Source organism: Bradyrhizobium iriomotense (assembly GCF_018129405.1).
Taxonomy (GTDB): domain Bacteria; phylum Pseudomonadota; class Alphaproteobacteria; order Rhizobiales; family Xanthobacteraceae; genus Bradyrhizobium; species Bradyrhizobium iriomotense_B.
Map to the genome: position 1 here is coordinate 1 of NZ_JAFCLP010000004.1, position 18,350 is coordinate 18,350.

General features: G+C 64.7%; 22 protein-coding genes. 10 read left to right on the top strand and 12 right to left on the bottom strand.

Annotation, left to right across the window (positions count from 1 at the left end):
- Positions 1-175: 175 nt before the first annotated feature.
- Positions 176-880 carry a hypothetical protein gene (locus tag JQ592_RS11390; RefSeq protein ID WP_211402952.1) on the bottom strand — a complete coding sequence of 235 codons (705 nt, stop codon included), beginning with the start codon at positions 878-880 and terminating at the stop codon, positions 176-178.
- Between the two features lie 268 nt (positions 881-1,148).
- Positions 1,149-1,298, bottom strand: a complete 150-nt coding sequence (locus JQ592_RS11395) for a hypothetical protein (protein ID WP_211402953.1) — start codon at positions 1,296-1,298, stop codon at positions 1,149-1,151.
- A gap of 97 nt (positions 1,299-1,395) precedes the next feature.
- Here JQ592_RS11395 and JQ592_RS11400 point away from each other — a divergent pair, with 97 nt between their 5' ends.
- Entirely contained in the window at positions 1,396-1,854 is a 459-nt protein-coding gene (locus JQ592_RS11400; protein ID WP_211402954.1) for a hypothetical protein, read from the top strand.
- 46 nt (positions 1,855-1,900) lie between these two features.
- On the opposite strand, the gene JQ592_RS11405 is transcribed toward JQ592_RS11400, so the two are convergent.
- The 4 genes from JQ592_RS11405 to JQ592_RS11420 all read right to left on the bottom strand — a co-directional run bounded on the left by JQ592_RS11405 (position 1,901) and on the right by JQ592_RS11420 (position 5,394).
- The gene (locus JQ592_RS11405) at positions 1,901-2,722 is read right to left on the bottom strand and encodes a tetratricopeptide repeat protein (protein WP_211402955.1); all 822 of its coding nucleotides are present in this window, start codon (positions 2,720-2,722) and stop codon (positions 1,901-1,903) included.
- A 32-nt stretch (positions 2,723-2,754) separates the two neighbouring features.
- On the bottom strand, positions 2,755-3,441 hold the full coding sequence (locus JQ592_RS11410; protein WP_211402956.1) for a substrate-binding domain-containing protein: 687 nt from the start codon (positions 3,439-3,441) through the stop codon (positions 2,755-2,757).
- A gap of 20 nt (positions 3,442-3,461) precedes the next feature.
- A complete protein-coding gene (locus JQ592_RS11415) occupies positions 3,462-4,163 on the bottom strand; it encodes a GrlR family regulatory protein (RefSeq protein WP_211402957.1) in 702 nt (233 codons plus the stop codon).
- Between the two features lie 196 nt (positions 4,164-4,359).
- The gene (locus JQ592_RS11420; RefSeq protein WP_211402958.1) at positions 4,360-5,394 is read right to left on the bottom strand and encodes a glutamine synthetase beta-grasp domain-containing protein; all 1,035 of its coding nucleotides are present in this window, start codon (positions 5,392-5,394) and stop codon (positions 4,360-4,362) included.
- A 538-nt stretch (positions 5,395-5,932) separates the two neighbouring features.
- Here JQ592_RS11420 and JQ592_RS11425 point away from each other — a divergent pair.
- On the top strand, positions 5,933-6,136 hold the full coding sequence (locus JQ592_RS11425; protein WP_211402959.1) for a DUF2735 domain-containing protein: 204 nt from the start codon (positions 5,933-5,935) through the stop codon (positions 6,134-6,136).
- Positions 6,137-6,235: 99 nt separating this feature from the next.
- On the opposite strand, the gene JQ592_RS11430 is transcribed toward JQ592_RS11425, so the two are convergent.
- On the bottom strand, positions 6,236-6,562 hold the full coding sequence (locus JQ592_RS11430) for an MliC family protein (RefSeq protein WP_211402960.1): 327 nt from the start codon (positions 6,560-6,562) through the stop codon (positions 6,236-6,238).
- A 70-nt stretch (positions 6,563-6,632) separates the two neighbouring features.
- Here JQ592_RS11430 and JQ592_RS11435 point away from each other — a divergent pair, with 70 nt between their 5' ends.
- The 4 genes from JQ592_RS11435 (at position 6,633) to JQ592_RS11450 (ending at position 9,286) form a co-directional block, all read left to right on the top strand.
- Positions 6,633-7,391 carry a tyrosine-protein phosphatase gene (locus tag JQ592_RS11435; protein WP_211402961.1) on the top strand — a complete coding sequence of 253 codons (759 nt, stop codon included), beginning with the start codon at positions 6,633-6,635 and terminating at the stop codon, positions 7,389-7,391.
- Between the two features lie 22 nt (positions 7,392-7,413).
- Entirely contained in the window at positions 7,414-8,094 is a 681-nt protein-coding gene (locus JQ592_RS11440) for an SDR family oxidoreductase (RefSeq protein WP_211402962.1), read from the top strand.
- A gap of 96 nt (positions 8,095-8,190) precedes the next feature.
- Entirely contained in the window at positions 8,191-8,877 is a 687-nt protein-coding gene (locus tag JQ592_RS11445; RefSeq protein ID WP_211402963.1) for a DUF2161 domain-containing phosphodiesterase, read from the top strand.
- 103 nt (positions 8,878-8,980) lie between these two features.
- Positions 8,981-9,286: a hypothetical protein gene (locus tag JQ592_RS11450; protein ID WP_063683963.1), complete on the top strand. Its 306-nt coding sequence runs from the start codon at positions 8,981-8,983 to the stop codon at positions 9,284-9,286.
- A gap of 77 nt (positions 9,287-9,363) precedes the next feature.
- On the opposite strand, the gene JQ592_RS11455 is transcribed toward JQ592_RS11450, so the two are convergent.
- Positions 9,364-9,969: a GNAT family N-acetyltransferase gene (locus tag JQ592_RS11455; RefSeq protein WP_211402964.1), complete on the bottom strand. Its 606-nt coding sequence runs from the start codon at positions 9,967-9,969 to the stop codon at positions 9,364-9,366.
- Positions 9,970-10,121: 152 nt separating this feature from the next.
- The gene (locus JQ592_RS11460; RefSeq protein WP_211402965.1) at positions 10,122-10,520 is read right to left on the bottom strand and encodes a PaaI family thioesterase; all 399 of its coding nucleotides are present in this window, start codon (positions 10,518-10,520) and stop codon (positions 10,122-10,124) included.
- Between the two features lie 118 nt (positions 10,521-10,638).
- Between JQ592_RS11460 and JQ592_RS11465 the strand changes: the two genes are divergently transcribed.
- The 3 genes from JQ592_RS11465 to JQ592_RS11475 all read left to right on the top strand — a co-directional run bounded on the left by JQ592_RS11465 (position 10,639) and on the right by JQ592_RS11475 (position 13,751).
- Positions 10,639-11,427 (top strand): cobalamin-binding protein, encoded by a 789-nt coding sequence (locus JQ592_RS11465; protein WP_211402966.1) that lies wholly within the window; start codon positions 10,639-10,641, stop codon positions 11,425-11,427.
- 372 nt (positions 11,428-11,799) lie between these two features.
- Positions 11,800-13,218: an NtaA/DmoA family FMN-dependent monooxygenase gene (locus JQ592_RS11470; RefSeq protein WP_211402967.1), complete on the top strand. Its 1,419-nt coding sequence runs from the start codon at positions 11,800-11,802 to the stop codon at positions 13,216-13,218.
- Between the two features lie 14 nt (positions 13,219-13,232).
- A complete protein-coding gene (locus tag JQ592_RS11475; RefSeq protein ID WP_246820369.1) occupies positions 13,233-13,751 on the top strand; it encodes a flavin reductase family protein in 519 nt (172 codons plus the stop codon).
- 15 nt (positions 13,752-13,766) lie between these two features.
- Here the strand turns inward: JQ592_RS11475 and JQ592_RS11480 are convergent, their stop codons facing one another.
- Positions 13,767-14,717, bottom strand: a complete 951-nt coding sequence (locus JQ592_RS11480; RefSeq protein WP_211402969.1) for a helix-turn-helix domain-containing protein — start codon at positions 14,715-14,717, stop codon at positions 13,767-13,769.
- A gap of 260 nt (positions 14,718-14,977) precedes the next feature.
- Between JQ592_RS11480 and JQ592_RS11485 the strand changes: the two genes are divergently transcribed.
- Complete coding sequence (locus JQ592_RS11485; protein ID WP_211402970.1) at positions 14,978-16,231, top strand: acyl-CoA dehydrogenase family protein; 1,254 nt, start codon at positions 14,978-14,980, stop codon at positions 16,229-16,231.
- 39 nt (positions 16,232-16,270) lie between these two features.
- On the opposite strand, the gene kynU is transcribed toward JQ592_RS11485, so the two are convergent.
- Positions 16,271-17,473, bottom strand: coding sequence for a kynureninase (kynU, locus tag JQ592_RS11490; protein WP_211402971.1), 1,203 nt, complete (start codon positions 17,471-17,473; stop codon positions 16,271-16,273).
- Positions 17,474-17,492: 19 nt separating this feature from the next.
- Complete coding sequence (kynA, locus tag JQ592_RS11495; protein WP_211402972.1) at positions 17,493-18,332, bottom strand: tryptophan 2,3-dioxygenase; 840 nt, start codon at positions 18,330-18,332, stop codon at positions 17,493-17,495.
- Positions 18,333-18,350: the final 18 nt, after the last annotated feature.

Below are 18,350 nucleotides of genomic sequence, written 5' to 3' on the forward strand. Positions count from 1 at the left end.
GCTCCAATCAAAGGCCGGATACATTGATGCAAGACCGCTTACCGCCAGCTCGGCAAAACCACTTGCAACGCACGGCCGGACCATACATCGGGTCACTTGCCGAGATTGGCTTGGGCGAGGCGTGAGGCCTGCTTCAGCTCACGAAGCGGACACCCTGCGCCAACGAGTGTGCGCGCTACGCCCGCCGCATCAGCTTGAGCGAGGCCGCAAGGCGCAGGCTGCGCTTGCCAGCGAGCGCGATGCCTTCGAGCTCGCCGCTATCTTCCGTGCAGGTCCCGGAGAAGCCGATCCCGACCTCATAGCCGCCGAACACGGGGTTCTCGCCCTTCGCCGGCGTGTGCTCCTGGTTCAGCATCTCGCCCTTCCAGCGGCCGTCCGCCGAGGAATAGGAGCCGAGATAGTAAAAGAACGCATCGCCCCCGAGAATGCGGCCGTCGATCAGCAGCATCACGCCGGACAGCCCGGCATCGACCCCGTCGAGCGCACGCAGGCTCATCCCATAGAGCCCGTTGGCGATGCCGCCCTCCCCGATCGCGCCGCGCGGCGGCAGCGCCCCGTCGTCGAGCCGCGTCATGTTGGCCCAGAAATGGGCGCCCGGCATCGTGTCCGCGCCGCCCTGAAGACGGATCTCGTTGCCGTGCAGCCGGCCGCGCGCCCCGATCTTGGCGACGTCCGCCCCCATCAGCGGCTTGTAGTTGGGATCGAGGTTATGCCGCTCGGTGATGACCTCGGCGCTGATCTCGCCGTCGCGCTCGACATAGGTGCCAAGATGCGCAAAGCCCGAATTGCCGCCCAGCATCTTGCCGTCATGCAGGCACATGATGCTGCGGCCGAACGCATCGTTGACGCCGTATTCAACCTTGTAGAGTCCGTCCAGCAACGCGATAAACCCGTAAAATCAAAAAGGATCGCGGGCTACCTAGCATTGCTGCCGCACCGATGCCATCCGGCTTTTCCGCGCAGGGACCGGGCCCGAACCCTCAGTCGCCATGATGCCATCATGCCCCTGTTTTGCCCGACGGGTCAAATGGATTTCGCAAAATCAGCAATTCGGGATTTCGCTGCGATTTCAATGCCCCCGCTACTGTGCATGGGGTTGTTTTTCGACTTTTTGTTTTGCTCAGGGTCCCACCGGCCCGCATCCTGCGTCACTGGCGCTTGAAATACTGCACCTCGCGCTCGTGCTTCTCGGCCGCCGCACGGCTCCTGAACGTGCCGAGGTTGCGGCGCTTGCCGGTCTTCGGGTTCACCTTGCGTGAATAGAGGCGATATTCGCCGGATGCCAGTTTGCGGATCATGATCGGGCCTCCTGCTGACCGGGGTTCAACGACCGGTGCTGGAGCTTGTTCCTCCCCCTGCTTCGAACCGTCCGGCGCAAGCACGCGACCAAGGGGCATGAAACAGACAGAGCCATCCCCCGAAGAGCAGATCGCCGAATTCGTCGCCAGCGCAGCGAAGCAGCCGCTGCTCGATGCCGCCTTCGAACTCTGGCGCTGGCGCTACCGATTGGATTCGATCGAAGGGCGCCCGACCGCCGAAGAGGTCCGCATCAATCGCACCCTCACGCCGCAACAGATGGCCGCGAAATATCGCTACGATCGCGACCATGCCCACGAAGGGCCGATGTTCGGATACGTGAAGCGGGCCCATCCGCATGCCGACGACGATGCGATCCGGCGGGCCATCATCACCGCCGTCAAGTTCGAGGGCGCAACTGAAGCGCACTTCAAATGGGACGGCGATTTCTGGACCTGCATCGTGCGCGCCGTGGCGCAGGCCGCCGCAGAGTATCCTGACTATCTCGAGACGACCTATCGCGACGCCCGCAACAATCTCGCCTACTACATGAAGTGAGTTGAGCGAGCGGACGCTCGGCCGACCTCTCCCGAGCGGAGACGAGTCAGAAGCACAGCGTGGTGACGAGCTTGCCCTGCTTGTCCTTGATCGCATAGGGACAGCGGATGCGCTCCAGCGCCTTCTTGGCGTCCTCGTCGCCGAGCGCTGCCGCGCGCTCGTAATAGGCCTTGGCGGCGTCCTTGTCCTTCGCGCCGCCGCGGCCCTCCTGGGCGAAGGCGCCCATCCGCTCCAGCGCGCCGGGATGGTTTTGCGCCGCCGCCTTCTCGAACAGCGCGCGCGCCGCGACGTCGTCCTTCGCGCCGCCATCGCCTTCAGACAGCATCAGGCCGAGCTGGTACTGCGCCTCCGCGTTGGTCTCGGCCGCCTTGCCCAGCAGCGCACGGGCCTGCGCAGGATCGGCCGGCGCCACACCACCTGCGCTGCCGAGCGCGGCAAGGTTGCTGACGCCGCGGGGATTGCCGGCCTGCGCCGCCCTCTCGAACAACTTCCGCGCTTGCGCTTCGTCCTTGGTAACACCCGAGCCGTTGCCGTAGGCGACGCCGAGCTCGACCATCGCGGCGCTCGATCCCTTGTCGGCCGCCTTGCGCCAGGCGGCGATCGCCTCCGCCGTCTGCCGATTGGCCGCATAGGCGCGCCCCAGCGCGAACATGGCGCGGCGCGAGGAGCTTGCTGCCTGCTTGCAGAACTTGATGGCGGTCGCGACATCGGAGGCAGCAATCTCCGCAACGCCCCTCACATCGGCCGGCTTGTCGGGATCGCTGGGATCGGCCGCAACCCGGTCGCACAGGACGAGATCAGCCGATTGCGCATGCGCCGCGAGGGGCGCAGCGAGCGCGAAGGTGATGGCAAGAAGATGAGTTCGCATGGATGCCAAATTGCGTCTCCGCCCCGGCAAATTCAAGGCTCGAGTCCGGATTGGCGGAGGACAGGAACGACCTCCGGTGAGGCCAGGTAGCGCAACAGCCGATCGGCCGCGACGGCATTCCTCGCGTTCGCCATACGGCCGGCGGAAAAGACGGCCGGTGTCTGCAAATCATGCGGGACCGGACCGACCACCTCGATGCCGCCGACCTGCTTCAGCTCGCTGATCTGCTGCACGGCGAGATCAGCCTCGCCGCTGACGAGCCGTTCCGCTGTGAATCCCTGCTCCACGATGGTGGCCTTGGCGTTGATCTCGGCCGCGATCCCCATCCGCACGATCAGCTGGGCGAAGTACACGCCGCTCGCACCCAGCCGCGAATAGGCAACGGACCGCGCCGCGAGCAGCGTCTGGCGCAGCGCGGCTTCGCTGTCGATATCAGGATGCGGCTGCCCTGCCCGCACGGCAATGCCGACGAAGGAGCGCGCCAGATCGGCCGCGCTCTCCGCGACCACGCGGCCCTCGCCGATCATCTCGTCGAGCCCCTCGCGCGTGAGGATCACGAGATCGGCGGCCTCGCCGTCGCGCAGCCGTTTGAGCAGCGCCAGGGTTGGTGCAAAGTCCGCATCGACATGAACGCCGCTGGCGGTCTCGAAGGCGGAGGACAGGCTGCGCATCGCGCCCGCAAGGCCGAGCGTCGAGAGCATGCGGATGGTATTTGCCATGTGAATTCCCGGGGTAGCGTTCAGGCGCGGTGCATCAGCTTGAGCGCGGCGGTGAGGCGAAGGCTGCGCTTGCCCGCAAGCGCCGTCGCCTCCAGCACCGCCTCCTCGGCGTCATAGCTGCCGGAGAAGCCGATGCCGACCTCGTGGCCGCCGAAGATCGGATCGTCCTTGGCCGGCGTGTGCTCCTGATTGAGGATCTGGCCCTTCCAGCGGCCCTTCGCGGCGGTGTAGCTGCCGAGATAGTAGAACGCAGCATCGCCGCCGAGGATGCGGCCCTGGTTGAGCAGCATCACGCCGGTGAGGCCGCCGTCGATGCCGTCGAGCATGCGCAGATGCACCGAGTAGAGGCCATCGGCGATGCCGTCCTCGCCGACGCCGCCCGCGATCGGCACCTCGTCCTCAGTGATCGGCGTCATCACCGACTGGAACGGCACGCCGGGCAGCTCCTTCAGCTCGCCCCTGAAGCGATAGAGATCGCCGTCGGCCCAGCCCTTCGCCAGCAAGGTCGCATCATCGGTGCCGGCCATGGCGCGGTAGCTCGGATCGGGATTGTGCCGGACGGTCTTGATCACGATGTCGACGCCCTCATCGGTCTTCTCGTAGGTGCCAATATGGGCGAAGGCCGAATTGCCACCGAGCATCTTGCCATTGCCGGCATGCATGACGCTCCGGCCGACGGCGTCGCCGAGCTGAAACCGCACCTTGTAGAAACCCTCAAACACCAGCCGTGTCCCCGGCCCCAGCGCGCATCCAGGGGCACTTTATCCCGCTTTCGACCGTCGTGGACAAGTTTCACGCGGCGCAGCCCCGCCCGTCATCGGATGGCTGTCATCACAATGCAAAAATCCGCCGGAGCCTTGCAGCTCCGGCGGATTGAATGCCAACCCGGGCCAGCCCCCAGCCCGGGCCGGGAGGATCTTAGGCCGCGGCCTTCTTGTCGGTCGGCACGGACGCGATCGTCTTCAGGATCTGCGAAGCGATCTGGTAGGGGTCGCCTTGCGAGTTCGGACGGCGGTCTTCCAGATAGCCCTTGTAGCCGTTGTTGACGAAGGAGTGCGGAACGCGGATCGAAGCGCCGCGATCGGCGACGCCGTAGCTGAACTTATTCCACGGCGCGGTCTCGTGCTTGCCGGTCAGACGCTTGTCGTTGTCCGGGCCGTAGACGGCGATGTGGTCCATCAGGTTCTTCTCGAAGGCACCCATCAGCGCCTCGAAATACTCCTTGCCGCCGACTTCGCGCATATAGGCGGTCGAGAAGTTGGCGTGCATGCCCGAGCCGTTCCAGTCGGTGTCGCCGAGCGGCTTGCAGTGGAATTCGATGTCGATGCCGTACTTCTCGGTGAGGCGCAGCATCAGGTAGCGGGCCATCCACATCTGGTCGGCAGCGGTCTTGGAGCCCTTGCCGAAGATCTGGAATTCCCACTGGCCCTTGGCGACTTCCGCGTTGATGCCTTCATGGTTGATGCCGGCAGCCAAGCAGAGGTCGAGATGCTCTTCGACGATCTTGCGGGCGACGTCGCCGACGTTCGAGAAGCCGACGCCGGTGTAGTACGGGCCCTGCGGCGCCGGATAGCCGGCGGTCGGGAAGCCGAGCGGACGGCCGTCCTTGTAGAAGAAGTATTCCTGCTCGAAGCCGAACCAGGCGCCGGCGTCGTCGAGGATGGTGGCGCGCTTGTTGGAAGCGTGCGGGGTCTTGCCGTCGGGCATCATGACTTCGCACATCACCAGCACGCCGTTGGTGCGCGCTCCGTCCGGGAACACGGCGACCGGCTTCAGCACGCAATCGGAGCTGTGGCCTTCGGCCTGCTGGGTGGAGGAGCCATCGAAGCCCCAGAGCGGAAGCTGCTCGAGCGTCGGGAACGACGCGAATTCCTTGATCTGAGTTTTGCCGCGCAAGTTCGGAGTCGGCGTGTATCCGTCGAGCCAGATGTACTCGAGCTTGTACTTGGTCATTGAGCCTCTCTGTAGATGATGCGAAAGGTTGGGGGCCCTGGGGCCCCCGCACGTTTGTACCCGGCCACCATCGGCCGGCCGTTTACAAGCATTTAACGTGCCAAAAGGCCGCACTGTGGGGGGTTTTCCACGGTGGCCGGCCTCGCCTTGCCGCCACCCCGCTGTCCACAGCGGCGTGCGTCATAGCGGCGCACCTTCGCGTGAAGCTGCACCGCAAAAATCCCGCGAAAAACGCCTGATTCTGGAGCAGGCCGACCTGTGCCGGAGGTTGCCGATGAAACGCGCATCAACGTCCGGAAATTTTCGTAAAGCCCCGGGCCCCTGCCTAGCAACCTTTGGAATGGCCTAGGCGTTAGCCACTCACACGGTGCCTTTGGGGGTGCAGCCAGCTGCGTGCCCACAAATTGGGCGGAAACTGATTTCCTTTTCAGCACTTTCCAATTCGGGATGCGCAGCCGATATGGGGATTCCAGTAACCACAATCGAACGAGTCGGGCGCACCATGGAGGCCAAGGCGCTTCGACCAAGGAGAATCGCAATGATGAACAATGGTCTGAGTCACGGATCTGCGAAGATCTACCAATTCCCTGTCGGGGGCCGCGCAGCTCTCGCCGGACGCCGCTATGGCGAGACCCGCCTTCCCGCCGATCACGCTTCGCTTCCCGCGAACGTCTCGATCTGCAGCGACAGCTGGTACCACCAGGACGCGGTCGACGAAGCCAAGCCCAAATGGGAACGCTAATGCCAGCTGCTGGTTTGAAAACGCCGGGCTTTCGCAAGCGGCCGGCAGCAGTTTGAAAAGGGTCGAAACAACGGTGTTTCGGCCCTTTTTGATTCCCGGCTAGAGCCCGGGCTTTTCGATCACCGCGCAGGCCGTGACCGGCCGCTTCAGGTGCTTGACCGTGGTCGTTCCGGTCTTGCCGATAACAAGCGTGATCCCCGCCCCCGAATAGCGTGCGCCCGAGACCGACAGCCGCTTGGCGAGTGTGACGGGTTCGCCGTCGATCTGGAGGAAGGCGCGCTTGTCGTAGTCATAAAATCCCACGATGAACTGCGTACCATCGGCGCAGCGGTAGGTTCGGAAGGTCTGTGCATCCGCCTGCGGCGCGTTGAGGATTCCGACCGCCAGCATGGTGATCGCCAAAACAATGGCCTTGTGCCGGCCCATGATCGCCCCCTGTAATGGACTTGAAGGACGCCGTAGTGCGTCCAGTGGAACCATAACCCAAGCTGATCTCATGCAAGACTCTTCCCTAAAAGACTCCCCTGTCCGACATCTCGCCTTGCAAGGCGCCAGCAATTTTCGCGACCTCGGCGGCTATCGGACCGCCGACGGCCGCACCACGCGCTGGCGGCACATCTTTCGCTCCAACCATCTCGGCCAGCTCACCGCAGCCGATGTCGAGATCGTCCGCGCGCTCGGCGTCAGAAGCGCGTTCGATTTTCGCGGTGTCGAGGAGCGTGCGGCCGGCGTCTGCGTGGTCAACGAAATCACGGTGTACTCGCTGCCGATCGAGCCGACCGTCGTGGCCGCGCTGCGCGCCGAGCTCGCGGGAGGGACGCTGACCGCACCCGTCGCGCTCGAGCTGATGCGCGAATCCTATCGCAACTATGTTCGCCACAACACGCATAGCTTTCGCGCGCTGTTCAGCCATCTGCTCGAAGACCGCGCGCCGCTCGTGATCCACTGCACCGCCGGCAAGGATCGCACCGGCTTTGCCAGCGCGCTGATCCTGCATGCGCTGGGCGTCAGCGACGACGTCATTGCCGAGGATTACCTTTTGACCAACCACCACTACAAGCGCGACCCATCGAACGCCGCCGATCTTCCCGCCGACGTTCTCGACGCGATCGGCTCCGTCGAGGCCTCGTACCTGGCGGCCGCCTTCGATGCCGTCGGGCGCGACTATGGCGATCTCGAAACCTACTTGCGCGATGGGCTCAAGCTCGGCACAGCAGAGCGGACCGCACTGAAAGCGCGCTATCTGCAAGCATAGTGGCCGCGCCGGGAGAACGATGATGCAAGGCAAGGTTCTGGTCGTCACCGGCGTGCTTGGCGCGCTTGGCAAAGTGGTTGCGGACATCGCGCAATCGCGCGGCGCGCGCATCGCCGGCATCGATCATGCGCCCTCGCAACTGTCAGCGACGCCCGAGCGTATCGAGATCGGCGGCGTCGACCTGTCCGACGCGGCGCATGCGAAGACGGCGATCGATGCGGCGGCAAAGCATTTCGGCCGGCTCGACGCACTGATCAACATCGCCGGCGGCTTCGCCTTCGAGACTGTCGGCGACGGCGACATCACGACATGGCAACGCATGTATGCGCTGAACGTGCTGACGGCGCTGAACACCTCGCGCGCGGCGCTGCCGCATCTCGCCGCGTCCAGCGCCGGCCGCATCGTCAACATCGGTGCCATGGGCGCGCTCCAGGCCGGCAACGGCATGGGTCCCTATGCCGCGTCGAAAGCCGGCGTGCATCGACTCACCGAGGCACTCGCCAGCGAGTGGAAGGGCAAGGTCACCGTGAACGCGGTGCTGCCCTCGATCATCGACACCAAGGCCAACCGCGCCGACATGCCGAAGGCGGACTTTTCCAAGTGGGTGACGCCGCAGGAGCTCGCAGAGGTGATCCTGTTCCTCGCCAGCGATGCCGCGAGCGGCGTTACCGGCGCGCTGATTCCGGTCGGCGGACGGGTGTAACAGCGTTCAGATCGAAACGTCCGGCTCCGGCTCGGATTCAATCGGAGCCGAGAAGGCTCTAGACTGCACGCAACTGATTCTTCGATCGGACCACCCGTGGAAACCGCGCTCTATCTGCCCGTCAAACGCTTCCTCGAAGAGCTCGGCTTCACGGTCAAGGGCGAGATCGGCGGCTGCGATCTCGTTGGTCTGAGCGCCGGCGACCCGCCTGTCGTGGTGATCGGCGAGCTCAAGCTCGCTTTCAATCTCGAGCTGATCCTGCAGGCGGTCGACCGCGCGCCGGCGGGCGACGAGGTCTGGATCGCCGCAAAAATGTCCGCGCGTGGCAAGGGACGCGAGAGCGACGCACGCTACCGCAATCTTTGCCGCCGCCTCGGCTTCGGCATGCTCGGGGTGACCGACCGCGGCCAGGTCGAGGTGCTGGTGAAGCCGCCGACGGCGGCCCCGCGCCGCGAGCCGAAGATTCGCTCCCGACTCGTGGCCGAGCATCAACGTCGCCAGGGCGATCCGGTGCTCGGCGGCAGCACGCGCGCGCCGATCATGACGGCCTACCGGCAGCAGGCGCTGGCTTGCGCGTCCGAGCTTGCGACAGGCCCGCGGCCCGTACGCGAGCTACGTGTGCGGTGTCCCGATGCCGGCAAGATCTTGCTTAACAATGTGTATGGCTGGTTCGAACGCGCTGAACGGGGAATCTACGGGCTCACCGAGGCTGGACACGCCGCACTGAAGCGCTGGCCGCAGCAAAGGATCGAGGCCGACGCAGGTGCTCCGTCACCGCCGTGACGCCGGATCGATGCAAGCGGTGAATAGCTGAGATGCCACACCAAATTCATATTGCAATGCAACATAGGCAGCACTAGGTATCCCGGATCGAAATGAGGCTACCATGAGCGCAGACTGGAATACCAAATATGGCACGCGGCGCGTGCGTCACGATCCGCCGACCCTGGACGAGGCGATCTTCGCCGCCGTCGGAATTACCGACGACCAGGAGCAGCAGGCCGAGATCGCCGCAGCTCTGATGGGGATGCCGCTCGATGTCGTCCAGGCCGAGGTGAAGAAGCAGGCCCGCACCAATAGCCGCATCACCGCCACCCGCGTGATCGCCGGCGAACAGGGCGCGCAGCGCTCGGTGGTGGTCGAACGCCGCGTCGTTCGCCGCTTCAGCACCGCTACGCGCACCGGTACCTGAGCGTTTCTTTCTCGATCCGACATACAAAAGCGGACCGGTTTTGCCGGTCCGCTTTTTGATTCCAGTCCGCTTCTGAACTAGGCGGCGCGATTGCCGTACATGCTGGAGATGATCTGCCAGCAGGTCGAGTTGAAGCTGAGCAGCGCCCGGCCCGCCGTGAACGGCGCTGCCGCGAGATCCGCCAGTTCCGCCTCGGGCGTCTTGCCGAGATCGATCGTTCCGGTCGATTCGCCGTGACGGAAGGCCAGATGCGCGCCGAACTTCCTGGCGAGCGCCCGCATCGCGTGATTCTCGGCACCCGTGGTGATGCGCAGCTGCTTGTAGCCCTTCCAGCGCGCCTCCGCGATCAGGCGGCGGAACAGCACGGTGCCAACGCCCTGGCGGCGTGCGGAGGCTTCCACGCTGAAGGCGACCTCGGGCAGTGAACCATCTTCCGGCGGATGCAGTTCCGCCGCACCGCGAACCACGCCGTCGACGATATAGGCAACGATGACAGTGCCATCCTCGGCGCAGCGGGCGGCGTAACGCTCGATGAAGCTGTCGTCGAGAAAGCCGTTAAAGCGGTCGTGCCGGCTCTCGGCATCGAGCCGCAGCAGGTGATCGCGCAGAAGCGGCAATTCTTCCTGCTGGATCAGGGTCCGCACATAGCCCGGGGCCGTGCGGACGGTCTCTTGAAGTACCACGTCAAAACTCCTCTTGGTGTCCCTCGAGGAGGCGTTCGAATCCCTAGGCCCCCTATATTGTGCAACGCAACACGCTTTTCAAGCGGGGAACCTGCCCAACTTAGTGGCATCGGGAATGACTATTTCGTTAACAAAATCAACGCCCCGTAGCCTTACAGGACCAGCTGCGTCTGGGTCACCACAGCCACCAGCTTGCCATCCTCTGTCTCCAGCCGGGTGGTCCAGACCTGGGTCCGCCGGCCCCGGTGAACCGGGGTGGCGGTGGCGATCACCGTGGCCCCCTCCTTGGCCCCACCGATGAAATTGGTCTTGCTCTCCAGCGTGGTCGTACCCTTGGCGTCCTCGGGCAGGTTAATCACCGTCGCGGCGGCACCGACGGAATCGGCCAGCGCCATCACCGCGCCGCCATGGATGGTGTGGTGCAGAGTGCAGAGATCAGGCCGGACCGTCATCCGCGCCACCACGCGGTCCTTCCCGGCTTCCACGAACTCGACGCCCTTGAGTTCGGCGAACGGCATCTTCATCGCTTTAAGTTTCTCGAGCGGCGTCATCGGATCTCCTCCCAATTCCTTGTGTTCTCAGGGTGAATTGCTTCGCGCGGTAAAGCAATGACGTCCGAGGTAATGGCCGCCGTGACATCAGGCGCGGCATGAGCGCATATGGTCCACCATGCGCCACTACCCGCCCCGCCGCATCGTCTGCCTGACCGAAGAGACGGTCGAGACACTCTACCTGCTCGGCGAGCAGGACCGCATCGTCGGCGTGTCCGGCTACGCCGTCCGTCCGCCCCAGGTGCGCCGTGAGAAGCCGCGGGTGTCGGCCTTCGTCTCGGCGGACATCCCGAAGATCCTGGCGCTGGAGCCGGATTTGGTGCTGGCCTTCTCCGATCTTCAGGCCGGCATCGTTGCCGATCTCGTCCGCGCGGGCGTCGATGTCCATGTCTTCAACCAGCGCGACGTCGCTGGCATCCTGGCGATGATCCGGACGCTGGGTGCGCTGGTCGGCGCGGTTGAACGCGCGAACCAGCTGGCGCAAGGCTTGGAGCGGCGCCTGGCGACGATCGCGGCAACGCCTCGCCCCTCGCCGCGGCCGAAGGTCTATTTCGAAGAATGGGACGAACCGTTGATCTCGGGCATCGGCTGGGTGTCCGAGTTGATCGAGATCGCCGGCGGCGCGGATGTCTTCCCGGAACTGCGACATCGGCAGGCGGCAAAGGATCGCATCGTTTCGACGGAAGCGGTGCGCGAGGCCGCACCCGACATCATTCTCGCCTCATGGTGCGGCAAGAAGGTCGTGCCAGCCCGCATCCGCGCGCGCGAGAGCTGGAGCGATGTTCCCGCCGTGCGCGACGACCGCATCGTCGAGATCAAGTCGCCGATCATCTTGCAGCCAGGACCGGCGGCACTGACGGATGGACTGGATGCGATCGTGCAGGCGCTGTGGGGGACGCACGAGTGAATTTGCCGACGACTCTCTAGCCCCGTCATCCTGAGGTGCGAGCCGTGCGGCGCAAGGCGGCGCACGGGGGAGCCTCGAAGGATGAACGGCCCCGATGCAGCCGGGCCGTCGCCCTTCGAGGCTCGCTCGCGCTACTGCGCACCGCGGCTCGCGCCTCAGGGTGACGGTGATCCAATTGGGCGCGCTGCTTCAACCTCGTCATTGCGCTCGCAATGACGCTTGTGGAAACACCGAACGCGAATTTCAAGCACCGCACGCTCACCTCGCCTGTTCCCTCCCAGCACAAACGCCGGGCGCGCGTAAGCAAGACGCTCCACCGGCACGTCGCTAGCCTCTGATCCGACGAAACCTTCGCAACCCAGGGGCCTGTTCATGCGCAATCGCCTGATTCTCAACTGCTTCTCGATGAACGTCGTGTCCCACATCTATCACGGGCTCTGGCGCCATCCCGACAGCACGCAGATGCATTTCGACAAGCTCAGCACCTGGATCGAGCTGACCAAGCTGCTCGAGCAAGGCTGCTTCGATGCGCTGTTCCTCGCCGACGTCATCGGCATCGACCCGGCCTACAAGGGATCGTGGGACACTTACATCAAGGAAGGCTTGCAGATCCCCTGCAACGATTCCGCTGCGCTCTCCGCTGTATTGATCGGCGTCACGGAGAATCTCGGCCTCACCTTCACGAGCTCCATCATGTCGGAGCATCCGTTCAGCTTCGCGCGGCGGCTGTCGACGCTGGATCATCTCAGCAACGGCCGCATCGGCTGGAACATCGTCACCAGCGTCAGCCACAACGCCGCGCAGAATTTCGGCTTCGACGAGATCATTCCGCATGACGAGCGCTACCGCCGCGCCGACGAATACATGGAGGTGGTCTACAAGCTCTGGGAAGGCTCGTGGGATGAAGGCGCGGTGCTTGGCGACAGGGAGAACGGCGTCTATGCCGACGCCAGCAAGATCCACCGCATCTACCATTCCGGCGAGCGCTACCGGGTGCTGGGGCCGCATCTCTGCTCGCCCTCCCCGCAGCGCACGCCGGTGCTCTACCAGGCCGGCGCCTCGCCGGTCGGCCAGTCCTTCGCCGCGCGCAATGCGGAGGGCACGTTCGTGCTCTATCCGACCATTGAAGGCCCGCGCAAAGGCATCGCGGCGACCCGCGCCGTTGCGGCAGCGAACGGACGGCGTCCGGAGGACCTGAAATTCATCCAGGGCTTCTCCTTCGTCGTGGGCAGCACCGAGGAAGAGGCCTGGCGCAAGTCCGACGAGATCGACAAGGGCGTCAGCTATGATGGCCTCGCCGCCCATATCAGCCGGGACATGGGCATCGACCTCGGCATGCTCGACCGCGACATGCCGATCGAACAGGCCAACATCGATGGCCTGCGCGGATTCATCAGCATGTTCGAAGCCAGCAACCCCGGCAAGAAGGCGCGCGTCCAGGACCTCGCCTACGCGCTGTCCTACAACAGCCGCATCGTCGGCACGCCCGAGAGCATCGCCGACCAGCTCGAAGCCTGGCAGGATGCTGGCGTCGACGGCATCAACATGATCTGCCAGTATTTTCCCGGCTCCTATCGCGACTTCATCGAACACGTCATCCCGGTGCTGCAGAAACGCGGCCTGGCCCAGCGCGAATACGCCCCGGGCACGTTGCGCGAGAAGATGTTCCCCGGCAGCGGCGGCCGGCTGAACGAGCGGCATCCCGCCGCGCGCTATCGCGGTGCCTTCAAGGGCGGCGGCGAGAAGAGCGCGGGCAGCACCGGCGTCAAGTGGCAGACGGAACGCGCATGAGGAATGAGACTGTCATGGACCGTTCCGAGCCTGCCTTCGACGCGATGTCGAGAGCCAACGCCTTCAAGTCGGGCATGCGAAGATTTGCCTCCGGCGTCGCGCTCATCACGAGCGCCGACGCCGGACAGCGCGCCGGGCTGGTCGCAACCGCGATCAGCTCGGTCAGCACGGCGCCGCCGACCCTGTTGATCTGCATCAACAGGAGCGCCTCGGCGCACGATGTCATCGATCGATCCGGCATCTATGCCGTCAACCTGCTGACCGCCGCCGACCTCGAACTCGTCGACGTCTTCTCGAAATCGGTGCGCCGCGCAGAGCGCTTCACGTCCGGCGATTGGCAGACGCAGATCACGGGCGCGCCCGTGCTGGCTTCGGCGCTCGCCGCGTTCGATTGCAAGGTGGTGCAGCGGCTGGCTTACGAGACCCACACCATCTTCCTGGGCGAGGTCTTGCAGGTCGGGCTCGCCGAGCAGGACGTCGATCCCCTGCTCTACATGGACAGCGCATTCAGGCGCCTGGAGCGGGCCGCCTGACGAGGCGCCGGCGGTTCACGCGCCCTCGCTGCGATATTCCCGCGGCGTCTTTCCGAACCGCTGGCGAAACGTCCGGCTGAAATGCGAGAGGTCGTTGAAGCCCCAGCGCAAGGCGATCTCGGTCACCGTCTCGCTGTCTGCCTTCTGCTTCACGAAATCCCTGGCGCAGCGCTCGAGGCGCTGCTCCAGGACGAGGCGACCGAACGAGCGACCGCCCTCCTCCAGCACCTTGTGCAGATAGCGCACGGAGATGCCGAAATGGGCGGCGACCTTGGCCGGTGCCAGTTCGGGATCGGCGATGTTCGTCTCGATGTGAGTGACCAGCGAGGCACATAGCGCCTGCCGCGCGGAGCCTCGCGCCATCTCCTGGGCGGTCTGCGTCGCACCAAGCGACATGGCCACGAGCTCGACCATGCTGCTGCTCAGCGTTGCGCCGCTCGGCGAAAGTCCCTCGACATTGCGCACGATCGACTTGAGCAGATCGATGGCGACCGTGCCGATGCCGCCATTGTCGGCGACGATCGTGGCCGTCGCCTTGTCGGGATTGCGCAGCAGCGGACGCAGCAGATGCCGCGGAATCCGGAACGAATACTGCTCCCAATCGTCGCTGCAATAGTCGTTGAGATAAGGCTCCGTCGAATCCACGATCGAGAACTCGCCGGGATTGAGCAGCGCGGCGCGACCGCCCTGCTGCATGCAGCATTGCCCCCGGAGCTGGAGATTGAGGAAATAGACTTCCGTCGGCATGCGGCTGATCTCGGAGCGTCCGCGATAGATCTTCTGACGGCCGGACGAGATGGTGGTGACGTTGATCGTCGAAAGCGGATGGGCGGTCACATGCCCGGCAAAGCCGCCCGCCGCGGGCTCGCGCACCGGATTGAGCGCGATATAGGCCTCGCAGAGGACCTCTCTCCAATAGCTGAACTGATCCCGCTCGGGCAGATCGTTCGTGGTCCAGGTCTCCATGGCAAATCCTCGACACAGAGTGACACCGGCATCTGAAAAAGCACTTTCCATGCCAGAACAGCACCAGCATGCAGCACAAACATTCGGCAATCGATGAGTCAGAACGACTGCCCAATACAGCCTGTTCACTGTCAGCACAAAGTCCGGGCGCTGTCGGGCAAGACCGTCGTTGCGCCCGCGCATACCCTTCCTTCCGTCAATCGAGGCGCGCCGTGGGACGGCGGCGCGTCGACACGTCTCGATGTCTTGAGGAGGAAGCCATGCCTATCGATTTCACGCTCAGCCCGGAGCAGGCCGCACTTCGTGAAGGCGCGCGCAGCTTCGCCAACACGGTGCTGAAGGACGTCCGCGCGACGATCCGCCAGTACGGCAAGCCGGACGAGCGCTTCTATGCAACGCGGCCGTTTCACAAGAAGGCGGTCGAAGCCGGTTTCGTCAAGGGACTGTTTCCGAAGGAGGTTGGCGGCACCGACGTTCCCGCACTCGACTTCGCCATCGCCGCCGAAGAGCTGGCCGCGGTCGACGTCAACGTGCCAAGCACGCTGCTGGGGACCGGCCTCTGCGTCAAACCCATCGTGTTCTTCGGCACCGAGGCGCAGAAGAAGCGCTTCCTGCCTGACTTCATCGAGGATGGAACCCGGCTCGGCGCTCTCGCCTTCACCGAGGTGACGGGCGGCGCGAACTTCGATGCCGCCGATCCGCGCTTTGGCGTGAAGACATTTGCCACGCGCGAAGGCGACGAATGGGTGATCAACGGCGAGAAGCACTACACGACGAACGGGACCGGCTGGGACGGCAAGAACTGCCATCTCTATGCCGTGGTGTGCCGGACCGATCCGAGCAAGGGTGCCCAGGAGTCGCTAGCCGTCATCATGGTGCCGGGCAACCTGCCCGGCGTGCAGGTGACGGGAATTCTTGATACGGCAGGCCACCGTGCCACGATCTCGCCGCGGATGAAGTTCGAGAATGTCCGCGTTCCCGCCGACAACATCATCGGCAAGCCCGGCGACGGGATCAAGATCGTCTCCACCAACTTCGCCTGGACCGCCGCGCTGATCGGCGCCGCCTGCGTCGGCGTCATGCGGGCCGCCTTCGATCACGCCCTCGCCTTTGCGAGGAAGGATGCCCGCTCGGGGCCGCATCCCATCATCGACTATCCGACCGTCGGCTACATGCTGGCCGACATCAAGATGAAGATCGAGGCCTGCCGCTACCTGACCTGGAAGTCCTGCCAGCAATACGATCTGTCGGGCGGAAAGGAGCACGAGCTCGCCGTGATGACGAAAGTGTTCTGTTCGGAGACGTGCGTGGACGTCGTCTACGACTGCATGCGCCTGGTCGGGGTCGACAGCTACACCGATATGCACCCGCTCGCAGAGCTCATGAACGATGCGATGTGCTTCCCGCTCTATGACGGCGGCAACATGGGGGCTCGCCGCCGGCAGCTCCACAGCATCATCAAGAGCCCGTCCTACGACCCGCATTTCGCGCCTTACGGCACGCTCAGTGCATGAACGCGGGGAGGATCCGCCTGCGGTGCCGGTCCTCCCCGCTCACGTCACGGCGTTCACGACCTGAAATTCCGGTCGCCGCCACACCTCGCCTGCGATCACGTCCTCGATGATCTCGGCCGCCCTCATGATCTCGCTCTCGCCGATATACAGCGGCGTGAGGCCGAAGCGCATGATGTCGGGCGCGCGGAAATCGCCGATGACACCGCGCGCGATCAGGGCCTGCATGGCGGCGTAGCCGCCCTCGAAGGCGAAGGAGACCTGCGAGCCGCGGCGCTCATGCGCGCGCGGGGTGACCAGCTTCAAGGACGGACCGCGGCGTTCGACCTCGGCGATCAGGAGATCGCCGAGCGCCAGCGAGCGGGCGCGGACCTCGGCGATATCGATGCGGTCCCAGATGTCGAGCGAGGCCTCCAGCGCCGCCATCGCCAGCACCGGTGGGGTGCCGACGCGCATGCGCTCGACGCCGCCGGCGGCGGCATAGGCAAGCTCGAACGCAAACGGCTTGGCATGACCCATCCAGCCCGACAGCGCGGCGCGCGCAGTATCGGCGTGGCGCGGCGCAACGTAGAGGAAGGCCGGCGCGCCGGGGCCGGCGTTGATATATTTGTAGGTGCACCCCGCGGCGAAATCGGCGCCACAGCCGGCGAGATCGACCGGGAGCGCGCCGGCCGAATGCGCGAGATCCCAGACCGTGACGATGCCGAGCGCATGCGCTCTTGCCGTCAGCTTCGCCATGTCGTGGCGGCGGCCGGTGCGGTAGTCGACCTCGGTGATGTAAAGAACCGCGATCTCCTCCGACAACGACGCCTCGATCTCCTCCGGGGCCACCAGGCGCAATCGATGGCCGCGCCCGAGCGTCGCGATCAGACCTTCGGCCATGTAGAGATCGGTCGGGAAATTGCCGGTGTCGGACAAGACGACCTTGCGCGAAGCGTTCATGTCGAGCGCAGCTGCCAGCGCCTGATAGACCTTGAGCGACAGCGTGTCCCCGACCATCACCGAGCCGGCTTCCGCGCCGATCAGCCGGGCGATGCGATCGCCGACATGGCGCGGCTGGGCATACCACCCAGCAGTGTTCCAGGCGCGGATCAGCTCGTTGCCCCATTCGGTCGTGATGACGCGATTGACGCGCTCGGCGACGCCCAGCGGCAGCGCGCCGAGCGAGTTGCCGTCGAGATAGATCACGCCGTCAGGCAGATGGAACAGAGCCTTGGTGTCGTCATAGACGCGATATCTGGTCATAGACATGTCTTGGCCATTTCTACAGAATGGTGCGGACGCGCCAGAGTTCGGGAAACAGCTCGATCTCGAGCATGCGCTTGAGATAGCTGACGCCGCCGGTGCCACCGGTGCCGCGCTTGAAGCCGATGACGCGCTCGACCGTGGTCACGTGATTGAAGCGCCAGCGCCGGAAATAGTCCTCGAAATCGACCAGCTTCTCGGCAAGCTCATACAGCATCCAGTGCGTCTCCGGCGCCTCGTAGACGATACGCCAGGCCTGCAGCACGCCCTCGTTGAAGCTGTGGGTCTCGCGGACGTCGCGCGCCAATACCGCCGCCGGCATTTTCAGCCCGTTGCGGTCGGCAAGCCTGAGCACCTCGTCATAGAGGCTGGGCGTCGCCAGCTCGGCTTCGAGCAGCTTGATCGTCTCGGCATCGTGGGCGTGCGGCTTGAGCATGGCGTGGTTGCGGTTGCCGAGCAGGAATTCGATCAGCCGGTACTGGCGCGACTGGAAGCCCGAGGACTGGCCGAGCTGCGAGCGGAAGCGCGTGTATTCGCTGGGTGTCATGGTGCGCAGCACGTCCCAGGCGCTGTTGAGCTGCTCGAAGATCCGCGACATTCGCGCCAGCATCTTCATCGCGGGTGCAACCTCGTCCTTGGCGATGGCGCGGCGCGCAGCGCTGAGCTCGTGGATGGCGAGCCGCATCCACAGCTCGGTGGTCTGATGCTGGATGATGAACAGCATCTCGTCATGCGCCTCCGACAGCGGATGCTGCGCGCCGAGGATCGCGTCGAGCGCGAGATAGTTGCCATAGGACATGCGCTTTGCGAAATCGGTCTCGGCGCCTTCGCTTGCGGGATCGTATTCGCTGGACGTCATGACTGGTCCTCCCGATCG